At 64.6% G+C, this 15,613-nt stretch carries 11 protein-coding genes; all 11 read right to left on the bottom strand.

Features of this window, described 5'->3' with window-relative positions:
- Window positions 1-29 precede the first annotated feature (29 nt).
- Window positions 30-404 (bottom strand): helicase, encoded by a 375-nt coding sequence (locus tag HBO09_RS01205; protein WP_169991058.1) that lies wholly within the window; start codon window positions 402-404, stop codon window positions 30-32.
- A 125-nt stretch (window positions 405-529) separates the two neighbouring features.
- Window positions 530-1,459, bottom strand: coding sequence for a type VI secretion system-associated lipoprotein TagQ (tagQ, locus tag HBO09_RS01200; protein ID WP_169991055.1), 930 nt, complete (start codon window positions 1,457-1,459; stop codon window positions 530-532).
- 83 nt (window positions 1,460-1,542) lie between these two features.
- Window positions 1,543-3,255: an SUMF1/EgtB/PvdO family nonheme iron enzyme gene (locus HBO09_RS01195; protein WP_169991053.1), complete on the bottom strand. Its 1,713-nt coding sequence runs from the start codon at window positions 3,253-3,255 to the stop codon at window positions 1,543-1,545.
- Complete coding sequence (locus HBO09_RS01190) at window positions 3,248-4,432, bottom strand: ABC transporter permease (RefSeq protein ID WP_169991051.1); 1,185 nt, start codon at window positions 4,430-4,432, stop codon at window positions 3,248-3,250. Before HBO09_RS01190 ends, HBO09_RS01195 begins: the two co-directional genes overlap by 8 nt.
- The gene (locus HBO09_RS01185) at window positions 4,432-5,136 is read right to left on the bottom strand and encodes an ABC transporter ATP-binding protein (protein ID WP_169991049.1); all 705 of its coding nucleotides are present in this window, start codon (window positions 5,134-5,136) and stop codon (window positions 4,432-4,434) included. The genes HBO09_RS01190 and HBO09_RS01185 overlap by 1 nt, the downstream gene beginning before the upstream one ends.
- On the bottom strand, window positions 5,136-8,108 hold the full coding sequence (locus HBO09_RS01180; protein WP_169991047.1) for a serine/threonine-protein kinase: 2,973 nt from the start codon (window positions 8,106-8,108) through the stop codon (window positions 5,136-5,138). The genes HBO09_RS01185 and HBO09_RS01180 overlap by 1 nt, the downstream gene beginning before the upstream one ends.
- On the bottom strand, window positions 8,105-8,824 hold the full coding sequence (locus HBO09_RS01175) for a protein phosphatase 2C domain-containing protein (RefSeq protein WP_169991045.1): 720 nt from the start codon (window positions 8,822-8,824) through the stop codon (window positions 8,105-8,107). Before HBO09_RS01175 ends, HBO09_RS01180 begins: the two co-directional genes overlap by 4 nt.
- Entirely contained in the window at window positions 8,825-9,478 is a 654-nt protein-coding gene (gene tagF, locus HBO09_RS01170) for a type VI secretion system-associated protein TagF (RefSeq protein WP_169991043.1), read from the bottom strand.
- Window positions 9,475-12,975 (bottom strand): type VI secretion system membrane subunit TssM, encoded by a 3,501-nt coding sequence (gene tssM, locus HBO09_RS01165; RefSeq protein WP_186352625.1) that lies wholly within the window; start codon window positions 12,973-12,975, stop codon window positions 9,475-9,477. The genes tagF and tssM overlap by 4 nt, the downstream gene beginning before the upstream one ends.
- Window positions 12,972-14,261: a DotU family type VI secretion system protein gene (locus HBO09_RS01160; protein ID WP_169991041.1), complete on the bottom strand. Its 1,290-nt coding sequence runs from the start codon at window positions 14,259-14,261 to the stop codon at window positions 12,972-12,974. Before HBO09_RS01160 ends, tssM begins: the two co-directional genes overlap by 4 nt.
- Before the next feature lie 6 nt (window positions 14,262-14,267).
- The gene (tssK, locus tag HBO09_RS01155; protein WP_169991039.1) at window positions 14,268-15,602 is read right to left on the bottom strand and encodes a type VI secretion system baseplate subunit TssK; all 1,335 of its coding nucleotides are present in this window, start codon (window positions 15,600-15,602) and stop codon (window positions 14,268-14,270) included.
- Window positions 15,603-15,613 lie beyond the last annotated feature (11 nt).

The raw sequence follows: 15,613 nt of genomic DNA, 5'->3' as shown, positions 1-15,613 counted from the left end.
GAAGAGCTCACCTCGGTCTGACTCAAGCCCTACTTCTTTTTCTTCGGCTTCAAATACTTGGTCAACCCCTGGAACCACATCACCAGCGCCGGGTTGCCCTTGATCTGGATCGACTTGTCCTGAATCCCCGTCATGAACGCCAGTTGCTTGTTCTTCGCCTGCATCGTGGCGAAGCCGTAGGCGGCGTCTTTAAAGGCAATGGCGAACGCAGGCTCCGGGTGGACACCCGAGCGGCTGGTGATGCGCTGGTCTTTGACGATGAAGTGACGGGCAACCTTGCCGTCGAGGGTCTGCAACTGGAACGCCAGGTTCTTGTCACCCAACTGCTGTTGGAACGCGGGGTTGTTGCGGCTGGCTTTGGCCATCATCAGGCCCAGCACCCACAGGAGAAAACGAAATTTCATGCACACGGCCTCAGTGTAATTATTGGGTGGCCGCAGCAGTTTAACGATTTGTGCGCGGAACGCTACCGATCTCCCGCGTTAGCAGGAGATCGGCTGGCGTTTACCGCTTATAGCAACAACTTGGCTTAAACGTTAGGGCAAGGTACCGGCGCCCAGTCGGCCAGGTTTGGATCGCGGCAGGTGCCTTCGATCTGTGCTTTACCGGCGCTGGCCACTTGCTTGCTTTCAGTCTGCTTGACCTTGGCGGTCTGGATGCTTCTCTCGGTGCTCACCGCTTCCGTCGGCACCTTGGGCAGTGGCGGACGCTTGGTCACGACTTTGCCGGTGGACTTGCCTTTCTTCGCCGGCACCACGGCCGGAGCGGTATCTGCGGTGGCCACGGTCACCACATCATTACGCTGCACGCCCACCTGTTGCAGGTCTTTCTCGTAGGCCTGGGTGTAGTTGTTCAGGTCTTCGCTGGCCTTGCCGTTGACCGCGACGATCAGGTCATTGGACTCCTTGAGGCCGGCGACAATTTCCGCCAGGCGCTTGCGGCCTTCGGTGTCGTTGACGGTCTTGGCCTTGCGATCGGCCACCAGCTTGGTGAATGCGCTCTGGTAGCACTGCTGGGACGCCTTGGCATACGCAGTGCTGCGGTCGATGTCGGAGGCGCTTTTGTTGAAGTCGGTGGCGTAGGACGCGATGCGCTGGTTGTCATCGCTGATCTGCTTCTGGCGCTCGGTGTAGTAACCCGCCGCACCGCCTGCCAGGGCACCGCCCGCCGCGCCAATGGCGGCGTTGCGACCACGCTTGTCCGAATCGCCGGTCAAGGCGCCCAGCAACGCACCACCCGCCGCGCCGAGGGCGGCTCCGGTGACGACCGACTTGGTCATGTCCGAATCTGTGGCGCGCAGGTGCTGCACGGGCTCATAGCAACTGGGGTAGTACTCGACCTTGGTGCTCGACGCGACCTTGGAGGCCGGCGACGTGGCGCAACCAGTCAACACGGTGCTGAAACCAGCCGCGATGAGCAGCAAGTGACGCTTGGAAACCGCCTTACGGGAAAAAAGCATAGGTGTGTTCTCTTTTAAGTTTGACTTGCCCAGCACGGCCCATGCCGCCTGAGTCCCTTCCAAGCTCGCCAGCGTGCGAGCGATCAAGACCGCTGACCGCTCGCTGCGAGCAATTCCTTCAAAATCGTTGCCGGGTCGGCTCGCTGTTGTTTGCGATAGTTACCGACATGGCGAACGAACAACGTCGCGCGCGTCATCAGGCTCTTGCCCAATACCGGCTTGCGCTCCAACTCTTGCTTGACCCTTTGAAACTGCGCCTGGATCACCGCATCGGTGTAGCGCGTGCCAGTGGCCAAGTTGTCGATATAGATCGCCACCGCACCGTCCAGCGCACTGCGGCCATTGGCGATGGCGGTGGCGAACAGCTGCGCGCTGGCCTCGTCCTTGGCGTCCAGGGACTGCTGGCGACTCTTCTGCAGATTGATCAGGCGGATGTTGTAGTTATTGATGGTCTCGGCCACCAGGGCGGCAGACTGGATCAGGTTGCCGGCCGCCTCCTCACGCTGCTGGGCAATCAGCGACACATTGCGCTTGAGCTCTTCGTTGACCAGCCCCAACTCGGCCTGCAGCCGTGGGTCGACGCTGGCGGCGATGATGCTGTCCAGGCGCTTGGTCGGGTCCTGGGCGTCGTCGATGGCATCGGTCAACGCCGCCAGGCGCCCTTCTTTCTGCCACTGCGCAAACAATTCGTTGTAGCGCGAACGCGGTGCCGACAGCGCACCAATCGCTACGCGAAAACCGGTGGTCTCGTTGCTTTGCTCGGTGCCATCGGCGCCAAACAACGGGTACTCGCGGCGCATGCCGGTGAACAACGTGCCCTCGCCTTCCAGGTAGTTGCCGCCCTTGACGATAAAGCCGCCATAGGTGCCCTGGCGGCGGCCGGCATGGACCAGTTGGAACGATTCCTGGACCATCTCGGCGGCGTTGCCGATCACATCGAACATGCCGATTGGGTTCGGCAACTTGGTGCCGATAGGCATCAGCCGTGCGGCCTGGCCGGTGCCGCCGGCGACCTGATTGAACACCGCCCAATCGCCCAGCGGGCCATCGCTGTCGCTGCCCTCGATACGCCGAGGGAACAGCCGGCCTTCGAGGTCCTGACGGCTCACCGCCTGGCCGCCGCGTGCGGCGAATTCCCATTCCACTTCGGTGGGTAGCCGCACAAAGCCCAGGCCGCCATCCTCTGCCGAAGATCCGCGACCACTGACCGGCAACAACTCACGGTGATGTTTCATCAGCCAGGCGCTGTACACCGCCGCAAAGCGCTCGGCTTCAAACCGCGACAGCTTGACCTTGGGCAGGCGCCCGGCCATGCCTTCAGGCACCTCGCACGCCGGGGCTGGCTCGCCGCTGGCCAACGACTGGGCCTGGGCCATGACCTGGGCGTACTGGCGCGCGGTCACTTCGTACTTACCGATAAAGTAGAGCATCGGCTTGAGCGGGGTCTTGGCGTCGGTCTTGGGCATCAGCGGCGCGATGACCTTGTTCCAGCCCTTGGGCAAATCCTTGAGCGTGAATTGGCCGTTGATGAAGTCGCGGCGATAGCCGGAGATAAACGACTGCTTGTAACCGGCCTCGCCTTCGCTGAACGGGTAGCCGAGGCTGACTTCACGGTCGTCCAGGGTGCCCTGGGCCAGGACATAGGCGTAGCGAAACACCATATTTCCCGCACATGGCAGCGGCAGGCTGACGTCATCGGCCAAAGGCTTGGGGTTGTCCAGCTTGTCGCCGGCCTCATCGGCCCAAGCCGCAGAAGCCAGGCTCAGCGCCACGGCGGCGCCCAACAACTTATACATCTCTGATTCCCTCGCAAGCCTGAATACGCGCCACACGCCACCCACCACACGCGGCCGCCACGGCGCTGACGCCGAGCACCGCGACCAGCGCCAGGGCGTAATGCCGCACCAGCAGGTGGCTGGCGTATTCGCCCGGCACCTGCACGAATAATCGATTCAAACCGGCCTCGGCCAAGCCATACAGGCCGGCACTGAGCAGCGCGGCAAACCCCGCGCCGTAGAGCGCCTGCAGCGTCACGAACAGCAACAGCGCGCCCGTGGAAAACCCCAGCAGGCGCAACACCGACAACTCCCGACGCTTGCGCGCCACGGCGGCCAACGCCCCGGCGAAAATCGCCGCAAACGCTCCCGCCAGGGCCAAGCCGGCGATGATCCAAAACACGATCGACAAGTTACGGCTCAACGACTGCACCTGGGCGATGCTCAGCGCCTGGGTCGAGACCAACAGGTTCTGCGCGGCGAAATGCACCCGCAGCGGCTCTACATCACTGAGGCTGCGCGCATACAAACGAAACGCCGGATACACCCGCTGCGCGCCCTCGCCTGCCGCGTCGCCGGGCCAACCCAGCGCCGATACCGCAAGGCCATCGCGGTAATCTTCCGCCGCTTCCAGCAGGCTCAAGCCGGCAAACAATCCATCCCGGGCGAATGCCTCCAGGGGCAATACCGCCAGCACCTGCAGGCGCGTGCCCTGGACCTCGACACGCCCGGCCACTTGCCGCGCAAAGCGGGTTTGCAGCCAATCCCCTGGCCGCGCCGCGAGCTTCTCGGCGGCGGTGTGGCTCAGCACGATCTGGTCCAGGCCTACGGGCACGGGCAGACCGCTCAGCAACGGGTCACCCGGCGCGGTTGGCAACATTTCCAGGGTCAACGCACCCACCTGAGCCGTGGCCGCGATCTGCCGCGTGCGCGGGATGGCAAACGCCACATCGCGGCGCTGACCAAGCTGCTCGACAAAGTCGCGGCTGAATCGACCACCGCCCAATGGAATGATTTCCCGGGTCGCGGGGTCATTCTCCAAGCGCTCGGTCAGACTGCTGACCAGTCCGAATTTGAGGCCGAACAACACCAGCAACGGCGCGATCACTGCCACCAGCGCCAGTACCGAACAGGCCGACAACCAGCCATCGTTGCGGTAATCCTGCCAAGCGAGGGACGCCACCAAAGGAATGCTCATCAGCACGCCTCCCCGAGGGTCGCGGTGACTCCGCCGTCGCTGTCGCGCTGGCAACTGATGCGCCGCACCTGTAAGCCACTGGCGCGGGCCAGGGGTTCGTCGTGGGTGGCAATCACACAGGCGGCGCGATGTTCGCGGGCCTGGGCCAGCAGCGCCTGCATGACGCGCTCGGCATTCAGGGGGTCAAGGGATGCGGTCGGCTCATCCGCCAACAGAAATTGCGGTACATGGGCCAGGGCACGGGCGCAACTCACGCGCTGACGTTGGCCCACCGATAACGCCGCAGGTTTCTTGGTCAACTGGTCGCTGATTTGCAACTGCTCGGCCAGGCGCGCCACGCTGCCATCGTCCTTAAGCCCCAACAGTTGCCGGGACAGGGCGATATTGCCGCGCACATCGAGAAAATCCAGCAGGCCGCCGGTCTGCAGCACATAACCGAGGTGCCGGCTACGCAACCCGGCCAATGTGGATTGCTGATTGCCCCGCCACAGACCGCCGATATCCAGTTGATTGAATTCGAACCGGCCCACCTGGTCCGGCGCCAACACCAATGCCAGCAGGTCCAGCAAGGTACTTTTGCCACAACCGCTCGGCCCGACAATTGCCAATTGCTCACCTGCACTCAGGTGCAGCGCCGGGATCACCAGGCTATAGCGCTGGCTACCGAGGCCCCGGCTCTTGTGCACCGCGTTCAGGTTCAGCATCAAGGCAGCGTCGACAGCGGCACGCGGTACAACGCATCGCCCGGCTCGGCATCACCGAAACGGACCCAGTTGGCCACATCGTTATGGAAGGTCTCATAGAGGCGGATTTTCGAATCCAGCTCGTCGATAAAGTCTTCCTGTTCGGCCACGCTCAACGACAGCCACAGGTCCTGAGTCATGTTCAGGGACTTGCTGCGGTACGGCAGGCCTTCCAGGTATTCGCCGAGGATGCCGCCATCGGCGAGGTTGCCGCCCTTGCGCAAGGCTTGCGGGTCACGGCTCATATAGGCCGAAGCGCTGGCGATTTCCTGGAAGAAATCCTTGGGTGAAGTCTGGGTCTTGCGCGCCGCATCGACGATCAATTTGAGCGACTGCTGCAAGTCGTTGAGCTGCAACTTGGTGAGCATCACGCAGACCTGGAACGCCGGCAGCGCGGGGTTGGTCAGGTCGCGGTCGGCGGTCCAGGCGCTGACCAACTGCGGCGCCTGGCTCGCGCCTTTGTGGCCGAGGAAATCCATGTGCATGGCATAGCCGACGGCGGCGGATTTGTCCGCCAGGCTTGGCGCGTTGCTGAGCAACGGCACCGGCTGCGGGGTGTTGCTGCGCACCTGGTGCACCAGGTTGGCGAACACCGTGCCGATCTCATCGACCCGCTCGCCCAGCTTACGCACATCGCCGCCCGGCACTGCCGTGTACAGGTCGCCAATCCGCGGGTTGGCGTCGGCGGTCAGGGTGCGGTACTGGGACTCGGCGCCGCCATGGGTTTTCTTGCCGGCGTCGGTGCGCAAGTGCAGGGCATAGATCTTGATCTGCTTGCCCAGCGCGGCCTGGCGCACTTCGGCTTCGTTCATTTGGGTAGCGGCGAACGGGTCGTTCTTGCGCAAGGCGCCGGCATCGGTCACCAACAGGATCAGGCGACCGCCATAACCGGACCAGTCCATGCCTTCCACCGCCTGCATCACCCCGGCAAACGCATCTTCATTGAACGAATGGCTGGACACGGTGGAGGCCTTGACCTGCCGCGCCATATCGAGAAAACGCTGGGGGTCGCGACCCTGATCAAGGGTGATCAAGGTCTTGGCCACGTATTCCAGGCCCGGGGTTTTCTTCACGCTGCTGCGAAAGCCGACCATGCCGAAACTGACGCTGTCCAACTCGCCACGCTCGGCAATGCGGGTTTGCAACTCGTGGACGACGTCGCGTACTTGGTCGATATACGGCTGCATCGACACGGTGGTGTCCACCACCAGCACCACGGCGGTGCGGAACGCATCGGCATTCGCGCTGATCACCGGGGTCGCCGGTTTGGCAGCGGCACTGCCGGGGTCGATGGACGCCACATTGAGCAACTGCACCGGTTGGCCATTCTCGTCGAAGCTCTCTTTGGCGTCGAAGATCGGCAACAGGTAGAACTGGTTCTGCGGCACGGCGCTGGCGGCGGGTTCCAGGGCCAGGACCTGCTGATTGTCGTCGGGGTTTTTCTGCGCCTTGAGCAGCAGGTTTTTTGCAGCAGCAGGATCCGCCAGGAGTTTTTCCACCTCGCCGGCCTGGCGCAGGAACATCACCGGCGCACGCCCCGAACGCTCGGTGAACTTGAGGACCAGGCTCTGCTTCCAGTCGCTGACTTGCGCGGCCGGTAACCAGCCGTCGCTGCGCCCATCGGTGGCGGCGCCGACACGCAGCCACGGGCTGCCGTCGATATCCTTGCGCTGGTACACATAGAGCACGGAAAACGCCGGCAACGCCTTGCCCGGTGCGCCGCCCGCCGCGCTGGAGAGCTTGGCGCCGGGCTTGCTCAGGACCCGCTGAAACAGGGTTTTCTTGCCGGCCATCAGCAAGGGACGCTGGCCGCCGTCGAGATCGGCTGCCACCGGTTTAACGGCAACCGGCGTAGCAGGTACAACAGCAGCAGGCGGCGGCGCAGGGGCGTCGTCACTCAGCCACCAGTAACTGGCGCCACCGATGGCCAGAGCAACCGCCACTGCCACGGCGGCCAATGCCAGCACCGGGCCACGCCGCTGCTCGGAAACCGCACGCGGCGACGTCGGAGTCACCACCGGCTGGCGCACCGCTTGCGGCTGCGCAATGGCGCTGGGCACTTCGATGGACACCGGGGTCAACCCGGCCAGGTCGTTGGCGGGGCGAATCAAGGTCGCCTCCAGCGCTTCTTTCGGTGCCTCCAGTGGCAGTTGATCCAGCGCCAGCAGCAGCGCGGCGGCATCCGGGAAACGCTGCGCCGGGTCCTTGGCCAGGAGCTTTTTCAGCACCTCTTGATAACGACCATGGTGCAGCGGCAATTCCGGCAGGGGTTCGGTCAGGTGCGCCAGGGCCGTGGAGAGTGCGTCGGTGCCACGATAAGGCAACTGGCCGACGAGGATTTCATAGAGCACCACGCCGAGGGCGTACAGGTCGGCGCGGCCGTCGATTTCCTGGCCGCGCGCCTGCTCCGGGCTCATGTAGCTGGGGGTGCCCACGGCAAATCCGGCCTGGGTGAACTGCGTGCGGTCATCCAGGGACTTGGCGATACCAAAGTCCGACAGCACCGCCGTGCCATCGGCGCGAAACAGGATGTTCGCCGGCTTGACGTCGCGGTGTACCAGGCCCTGGGCATGGGCGTAACCCAGTGCCGAGGCGATCTGACGGATATACACCAGCCCCTGCTCCGGCGTCAGGCCGGCGGCAATGCGCTCCTTGAGCGTGCCGTTGGGCAAGTACTCCATGGCCATGTAATACAGCTCGCCGACATTGCCGATGTCGTGGATGGTCACCGTATGCGGGTGCGACAGCCGCGCCAGGGTCTTGCCCTCGCGCAGGAAACGCTCGCAGAAGCTCGGGTCGGCAGCCAGCGCAGCAGCCATGACCTTCAACGCCACCTTGCGCTCCAGCGAGCGCTGGGTCGCCAGGTACACGCTGGCCATGGCGCCTTCGCCGATTTCGCCGTCGATGTCATAGCCGGGGATGATCAGGGTCATGGCGACACCTTCACGACAAGGGTGGTGATGTTGTCGGGTGCACCACGGTTGAGCCCCAGGTGCACCAGACTGCGGGCGATTTCGTCGGGCTGGGCATGGCTCAACACGTCGCGGATCTCGTGGTCTTCGACGGTCTTGTTCAGGCCATCGCTGCACAGCAGGTAACTGTCACCGGGGGCGATCAACAGGTCGACCACCGACAGCTCCAATTGCGCCTCCACACCAATGGCACGGGTGACGATATTGGCCCGGGGATGCACCCGCGCATCGGCCTCGCTGAGCAGGCCACTGTCCTGCAGGTCCTGGACATAGCTGTGGTCGCGGGTAATGCGCTCCAACTCGCCATCGCGCAGGCGATACAAGCGGCTGTCACCGGCCCACAGGCATACGCCGCGCAGGCCGCGTGCAGCCAGCACCACCACGGTGCTGCCCATCATGGTCACGCCACGGTTGGCGGTTTCTTCACGCACGGCCGCGTTGACCCGGGTCAGCTCGGTGCGCAGCGCCGCCGTGTATTCGTCCAGGGAGCGCCCCACGGGAAGGCTGCGCAGGCTGTCGACGATCAAGCTGCTGACGTAATCCCCCGCCGCATGCCCACCCATGCCATCGGCCACCACCCACAGGCGGTTCTCCGGCAGGTCCAGGCACGCGTCTTCATTGACCTGGCGCACCATGCCCACATGGCTTTTGCTCGCGGATTTGTACGTCGACCCCATCTACACCACACCTTCTTGTCCGAGCAGAAATTGCGCAAAATCGCCGGTGGCAGGCAAACCCTGACACCGCAGCAAACCGGGGGAAATACGTTGTGAACCACGGCCCCACCACAGGCTGGCGCCTTCGCAGGCCTGTTCGGCGAGGGCGGTCATGCGCCCATGGGGCACGGTGGCGGCGACCCGCTGCAGGCCGGCGAAGCGGCTGTCCAGGGCGCGCGGCTCAGTGGCCGGCAAGCCCAGGCGCTCAACGCCATCGCTGAACCCTTCGAACGTGGCGCCGGGATCCAGGGTGCTGAGCAACAACTCCTCGGCCTGCTCGAACCAGGCGTCCGGGCCGCCCACCAGGGACGCTGGATTGGCGTCGTGATCCAACAACGCGACCACCGCCAGCGGGAAATACCGCCCGACCCGATCAATGCTCGGCATCACCACACCCACCGCCGCATCCGGCCCGCATACACCCGGCGCCAGCACAAAACGCCACAGCGGGCTGACCAGGTACACGTTGAGCCAATCGCCGCCCAAGCTGTGTTGACTGGCCAGCAGGCCGGCGGCCAGCCAGCTGTCCCAGGGGCCGATAAAACTCTGGGGCAAGGCGCGGCTGACAAAGTCCCCGCGACTGGCCAACTTGCCGTAGAAACCCAAGGTGGTCATAACCGCTCCGGCAGGCTAAACCCGCTCAACACACGGCTCTTGAACGGGTTGAAGGCGCTGTTGGCGCGCAGTTCATAGGCGATGCTGGCGCCGTCGACCCGCAGACGCAGGTTGAAGCGGTCGGGCGAATTGCCGGCGGAAAGCTCCGATTGCTCCAGCAGGCGGAACCACGCCCACGGACCATCCAGGGTCACGCCCGAACGTCCGCTGGCGGCTGGCGGCATGATCGAGATCCGCACCCCGCCACTGCTGCCTGGATTCGGCCATTGCATTGCCACTGGGCGGCTCGGGCCGTGGTCGTAGCTCAGTTGCTGGCCGTCGAGGTCGAGCAGGAACTGGGTGATGGTCGCGTCCATCGCCACCGGCTTGAGCTCGAAACGCACGATAGGCTGCGTGCCCCCGGCGCGGAAAAACGCATCGCGAATGGTCGCCGCACGCTGGAAGGTTTGCAGCACACCCGGCGCGATCCCGAGCTTCTGCGCCGCCCCCGGCTGCCAGCGCCAGGTCTGCGCGGAGGTGTCGACGTACGGTTGCAGGTATTTGCGGAAGTAGTTGTCCATCACCCCGCCCACCCCGAAGAACTGGCCGAAGTCGTCCAGAGTGGCATCGCGGGCACTGCCCGGGGACATCGGATAACGCCCGGCCAGGGACTGGCGATACACATTGACCACTTCGCTGACCCAGGCCGCATTCAGTTGATTGCGTACCCCGCCCATCATGCCGTTGGTGGTGGAATTGACCACCGACTTGACCATGCCCTGCACCAATGGCGGCTGGCGTTCGGCATTCAGGCTGACCCGGGTGGCGGCGGCAGCGGCCTGGTTCTTGGCTTCGCCGAGCAACGCATCGCCACTGGCGCCGACCATGGCGCTGACCTGCACATACAGCGCATTCATATCCGCCAGCAGGCCGTCGATGGCCGCCGGCTCGCCTTCGCTCTTGGCAACGATGCTGTTGAGTTCGGCAAAGTGCGCAGTCACCGGATCTTCACTGAGGGCCGGTGCGCTGGCCGTCGGTTGTGCCTCGCCGAGCAGGCTGCCGAGGCGCTCCTTGAGCTTGTCGACACCGCCCTCCACCGGCACGCCCTTGGCCGCCAGTTGGCGCTCTTCAGCCTGCAGATCGGTTTCCTTGGCCACCGCCACCAGCAGCTTTTTCAGCGGCGAGGTCGGACCGGAGATCACCCGCAATACGTCGGCCGCCTGGGCCACACTGGTGATGGGCACAAAGTCGATATCGGCGAGCAAGGCGTCCCACTGGCGCTGATAGTCCTGGAAATACAGGCGCCGCACATCGGCGGCAAGGCTTGCCACGTTCTGTTGATCCGCCGGCGCCTGGCCCAGCACCCACTGCTCTTCAGCCAGGGTGCCGGCCTGGTTCAGGCTGGTCAGCAAAAAGCCTTGGCGATAGCCCTTGGCGGTAAACAACCCACTCAATGGTTCGCCCAGCGGCTTGCCACTTTTGCGGCTGAACACCAGCGCGGCATCGCGGCCAGCAGCTTCGTTGATGCGAAAATCCGTCACGCCTTCGGGCAGCTTCTGGCGCTTGACGCGGTCGTACACGCGCTGGGCCACCGGCAGTTGTTGCAGTTGCCGGCGCAAATCGTCGATCAACCGTGGGTCAAGCCGCGCATTCGGCGGATGGCGGTCGAACAGCGCCTGCAGGTGACCGCTGAGTGCCTGGCGTTGGTCGGCGGGCAGGTCGCGTGGCAGGTTGCGATCCCAGTCCAGGGCGATCCAGGCCTTGATGAAGTCCGGGTCGTAATGCTCGCTGTCAGCCAGCATCAGGTAGGCCTTCAAGCCTTCGTAGAGGAAGTCGGAATTGCCGCCGCTGTGCAGTTGCTCTTCGATGCGCGTCACCAGGCGTGGCGCGAACACCGCGATCAGCAGCTTGCGATAGACACTGGCCGACTCGGCTTCGAGCATGTCGCCCTGATACAGGCCCAGGCCTTCGGACCAGCTTGGCGAATCGCCCGCCAGGTTCTTCACCGCGTTGAGCAGCGGCAACACGGCCAGCACCTCGCGCTGTGCCGGGCTCAGGCTCTGCACGGCCTGGCCCAGTGGCGCGACCTTGTGGTCGACCTGGGCGATGTACGCCTGGTTCGCGCGATAACTCACCCACCACAGCGTACTGACCACCAACACCACTGCCACGGTGGCGGCCAGGACGCCACGGGCCAGCCATTTGCGACGCCGCTCGACCTTCGGGTTGACCCCCACCAGGCCACGCTCGGCAAAGGCTACGGCGCTGAACAGCTTTTCGATGAAGTAACTGCGCCCGGTGCCGCTCTGACGCGCCAGGTGCTGGCGGTCGAGGTTCATGCTCTGGGCCATGGCGCCGATCAGTCGATCGATCGGGCTGCCTTCCTGGGTACCGCTGGTGAAATAGACGCCGCGCAGCAGCACGCGCTCTTCAAACGCATTGGGCTTGAATACGCCTTCGAGGAAGCCTTGCAGGCAATCCTTCAACGCACCGAATTGCTGCGGGAAGCCGTAGATCAGGTCGCGCCGCGCCGGGTCGCGTTCCTGTTGCAGGCGCTCCACCAAGCGCTCGTTGAGGCGCTGTTCCAGGCCGGCGAATTCGCTTTGCAAATGGGCCAACGGGCTGTCGCTGTGCTTGCCGTCGTCCAGGGCAAAGGTCATGCCCCACACCTGGGCGCGGTCTTCCTTGCTCAGGTTGTCGAAAAACTCCATGAAGCCCGGCACCAGGTCGAGCTTGGTCAGCATCAAATAGATCGGAAAACGCACGCCCAACTGGGTGTACAACTCCTGGATGCGCAGGCGGATTGCGGCAGCGTGGGCGGCGCGCTCGGCGTCGCTGCCCAGCAGCAGGTCCGAGAGGCTGATGGCGATAAAGGCGCCATCAATCGGGCGGCGGGCGCGCTGCTTTTTCAGCAGGTCGAGGAAGCCCAGCCAAGCGGCTTTATCCACTGTGGAGTTGCTGTCCTGGGTGGTGTAGCGCCCGGCGGTGTCGAGCAGCACGGCTTGATCGGTAAACCACCAATCGCAGTTGCGCGTACCGCCCACGCCACGCACCGCGCCGGCACCCAACTGGGCGGCCAGGGGGAAATGCAGGCCGGAGTTGACCAGCGCGGTGGTCTTGCCCGAGCCCGGAGGGCCGATGATCACGTACCACGGCAACTCGTAGAGGTTGCGCCGCTCGTCACCGCCCAGCTTGGCTTTTTTCAGCAGTGCCAGGGCTTCGTCCATGCGCTGGCGCAGGGTGGCCAGTTCTTCAGCGGTGGCAACGCTATTGGGGTCGGCCGGGGTTTCGGCGGCCAGGCTGCGCATCACTTCGGCGGCCTGACGGCGGGCCTGGATGAGGCGAAACACGCGGTAGGCGATCCACACCGCGAACACCAGGATGATCAGTGCCCAGCGCCGGCCTTCGGGGACCAGCACGTCGAGCAACGGCCCGACAAACCAGATGATCAGTCCCAGGGCAATCAGGCCCAGCACAGGGATCACCCAGCGAATCATAAAACTGAAAAACGCCTTCACTCGACGCCCTCCGCCAATACGGTGATTTCAACCCGACGATTGCGGGCACGGCCTTCGGCTGTGGCGTTGGTCGCCACCGGCTCGGTATCGCTGCGCCCTTCGGCGCTGAAACGCTCGCCCTGGCCGGTCTTGGCCGCGAGAATCTCCAGTACCGACTTGGCCCGCGCTTCGGACAAGGCCCAGTTGGACGGGAAACGCAGGGTGGCAATCGGTCGGTTATCGCTGTGCCCGGTCACGCGCACCTGGCCCTTGACCTTGCGGATGGCATCGGCGATGCGCAGCATCAGGGGCTGGTAGTCATCGACAATGCTGGAGCTGGCCGAGGCGAACAGCTCATCGCCACGGATCGTCACCACGGAGCGGTCGACGGCATCTTCCACTGCGACCCGGCCCGCCTTGATGTCTTCCACCAGAAAGCCCGCCAGGCGCGGGCGCTCGATGATTTTCGGCTGCGCCACCGGGCGGTCGATGGCCTGCACCGGGATTTCCCCCAGGGCATGGATGTTCTTGAACACCGGTTCGGCATCCGACGCCAGCTTCAGGCGCAGGCCAAACAACAGGGCCAGCAACAAGGCCAGGCCGATAGCCACGGCGATCCACGGCGGCATGAATTGCGCCAGGCGATCACGGGCCACGGTCACGCCGCGCCAATGGGGCGACAACTCGCGCTCATGTTCGCCACGGGCGCTGCGAATCGCCGCCGCCGTGCGTTCGCGCAGCGCTTCCAACTGGCTGCGCCCGTCGTTCATCACCCGGTAGCGGCCTTCAAAACCCAGGCACACGCACAGGTACAACAGCTCCAGCAAATACAGGCGCTCGCGTGGGCTTTGCAGGCAGTGATCCAACAACTGGAAGACCTTTTCGCCGCCCCAGGCTTCGTTGTGCACGGTGATCAACAGGCTCTGCTTGCCCCAATCACTGGCGCTGCCCCACGGCGTGCTCAGCACCGCTTCATCGAGGGCGGTGCACAGCGCGTAGCGCGCCAGCAGCACCTCGTTACGGGCCACACCGGCCGCCTCGGCACGCTCTTCGAACTGGCGCAGGTAGGCCAGCAACTGCGCACGCAGGCTTGATGGCGCGGGATGGGCGATGGTGTTGCGCAGGCGCGTCAGCAGCGCCAGCAACGGGCCGGCGGCGCTTTCCAGGGGGTTGAGGCCCTGGCTTTTGCCGGTGAGGATCGGCGCCGCCGGCATCGACAAAGGCGCCGGTTCTGCGCGTGCAGGCTCCGGCGCACGGCCACCCGGGCGCGGCATGAACTGGGTGCGGTCGTCATCATTGGGATGCATCGCGGATTATCCTCGGATCGCCCAGAAGGCCAGGCTCAAGCCCGGAAACTGCCCGGCGATATGGAAGGCAAAGCCACCGGAGTGGATCAACTGCTGCCAGTGTTCGCTGCCGCGGTCCAGTTCGTAGTAGGTGGAGCCTGCGTGATACGGGATCTGGCGTGGCGCCACCGGCAACGGCAGCAGGCCGATGCCCGGCAGTTGCAGGTTGACCAGGTCGCGGATGTGCTCCACCGAGCCGACCTTGCTCTGCTGGCCGAAGCGCGCACGCAGGGTTTCGCCCGGCACATCGGCACGTACCACGAGGATGAAGCTGGCGCTGTCGATCAGGGTTTTATCCGCCAGCATTGCCACGTGCACGCCGTAGGCTTTCTCGACAATCGGGATCGGCGTGGCCTTGCTGTCGATCAGCATCGACAGCGCCTCGCGCAGGGCCTGCATCACCGGGGCGAAGCTGAGGGCCAGGTCGTCATGCTGGTAGCGCGGGTACTCCTCAGGGCGCCGCCCCGAGGTGGAGAAGGTCGAGAACTCGCCGGCCAGGCTTACCAACTCACTGAAGAAACGCTCTGGATGCAGCGGGCTCAACTGGCTCAGGTGCTGGATCAGCGGCTGGGCGCGGTTGACCAGTTGCAGCAGCATAAAGTCGGCAATCTCTGAAGCACCACCGGAGCCCGAAGCCACCACGCGTCCAGCCAGGGCTTCGCCGCGCTGGTGCAGCAGGCCCAGCAGTTCGCTGCGAAACGCCGTCAGCGGTTTACTCGCCGCCACATCGAGCACCGGAGGGATGTAGCTGTCATCCAGCACCAGTGCGCGGTCGGCGCGCTTTTCCTTGATGCGTACCAGGCCGATGGCGGCGTAGTCGCTGATGCCATCGGCGGCGGTGAGCAAGCGCAAGGCACGGGAACCGACGGCCACCGGTGCGCGGTTTTCAAAGGGTGCGTTGTCATCCCGCACCTCGCGCACCTGGCTCAGGTAACGCGCAGCGCCCAGGGGCTCGCCTTCGTCTACCGTGTCGCGGGCGCCGGCGCGCTTGAGGGGCAAGGCCAGGTACACCAGGCCGTCACGCAGGTTGTCGTCGATATTCAACGGGCTCGGCGCCAGGTCGTCCTGGGGAATATTGAACGGCGTGCCATCGGGCAACAGGCCACGGGCCGAGACAATGGCCAGCTTGCCCTGGGCCAACAGACCCTGGTCGATCAGCAGTTCGGAAAACCCCCAGGCACCGGCCGACAGCGGACGGCTGCGGGCATCGATCAGGTTTTCCAGGTAACGGTCATGCTGCTGGAAGTGCTGCGTTCCGATGAACATGCCTTCCGACCAGACCACGCGATTGTTCCAGGACATGGGGGCTCCGA

It is taken from the genome of Pseudomonas sp. WS 5027, from assembly GCF_012985695.1.
GTDB classification, from domain to species: domain Bacteria; phylum Pseudomonadota; class Gammaproteobacteria; order Pseudomonadales; family Pseudomonadaceae; genus Aquipseudomonas; species Aquipseudomonas hygromyciniae.
This window is presented reverse-complemented; position numbering and strand designations above follow the sequence as displayed.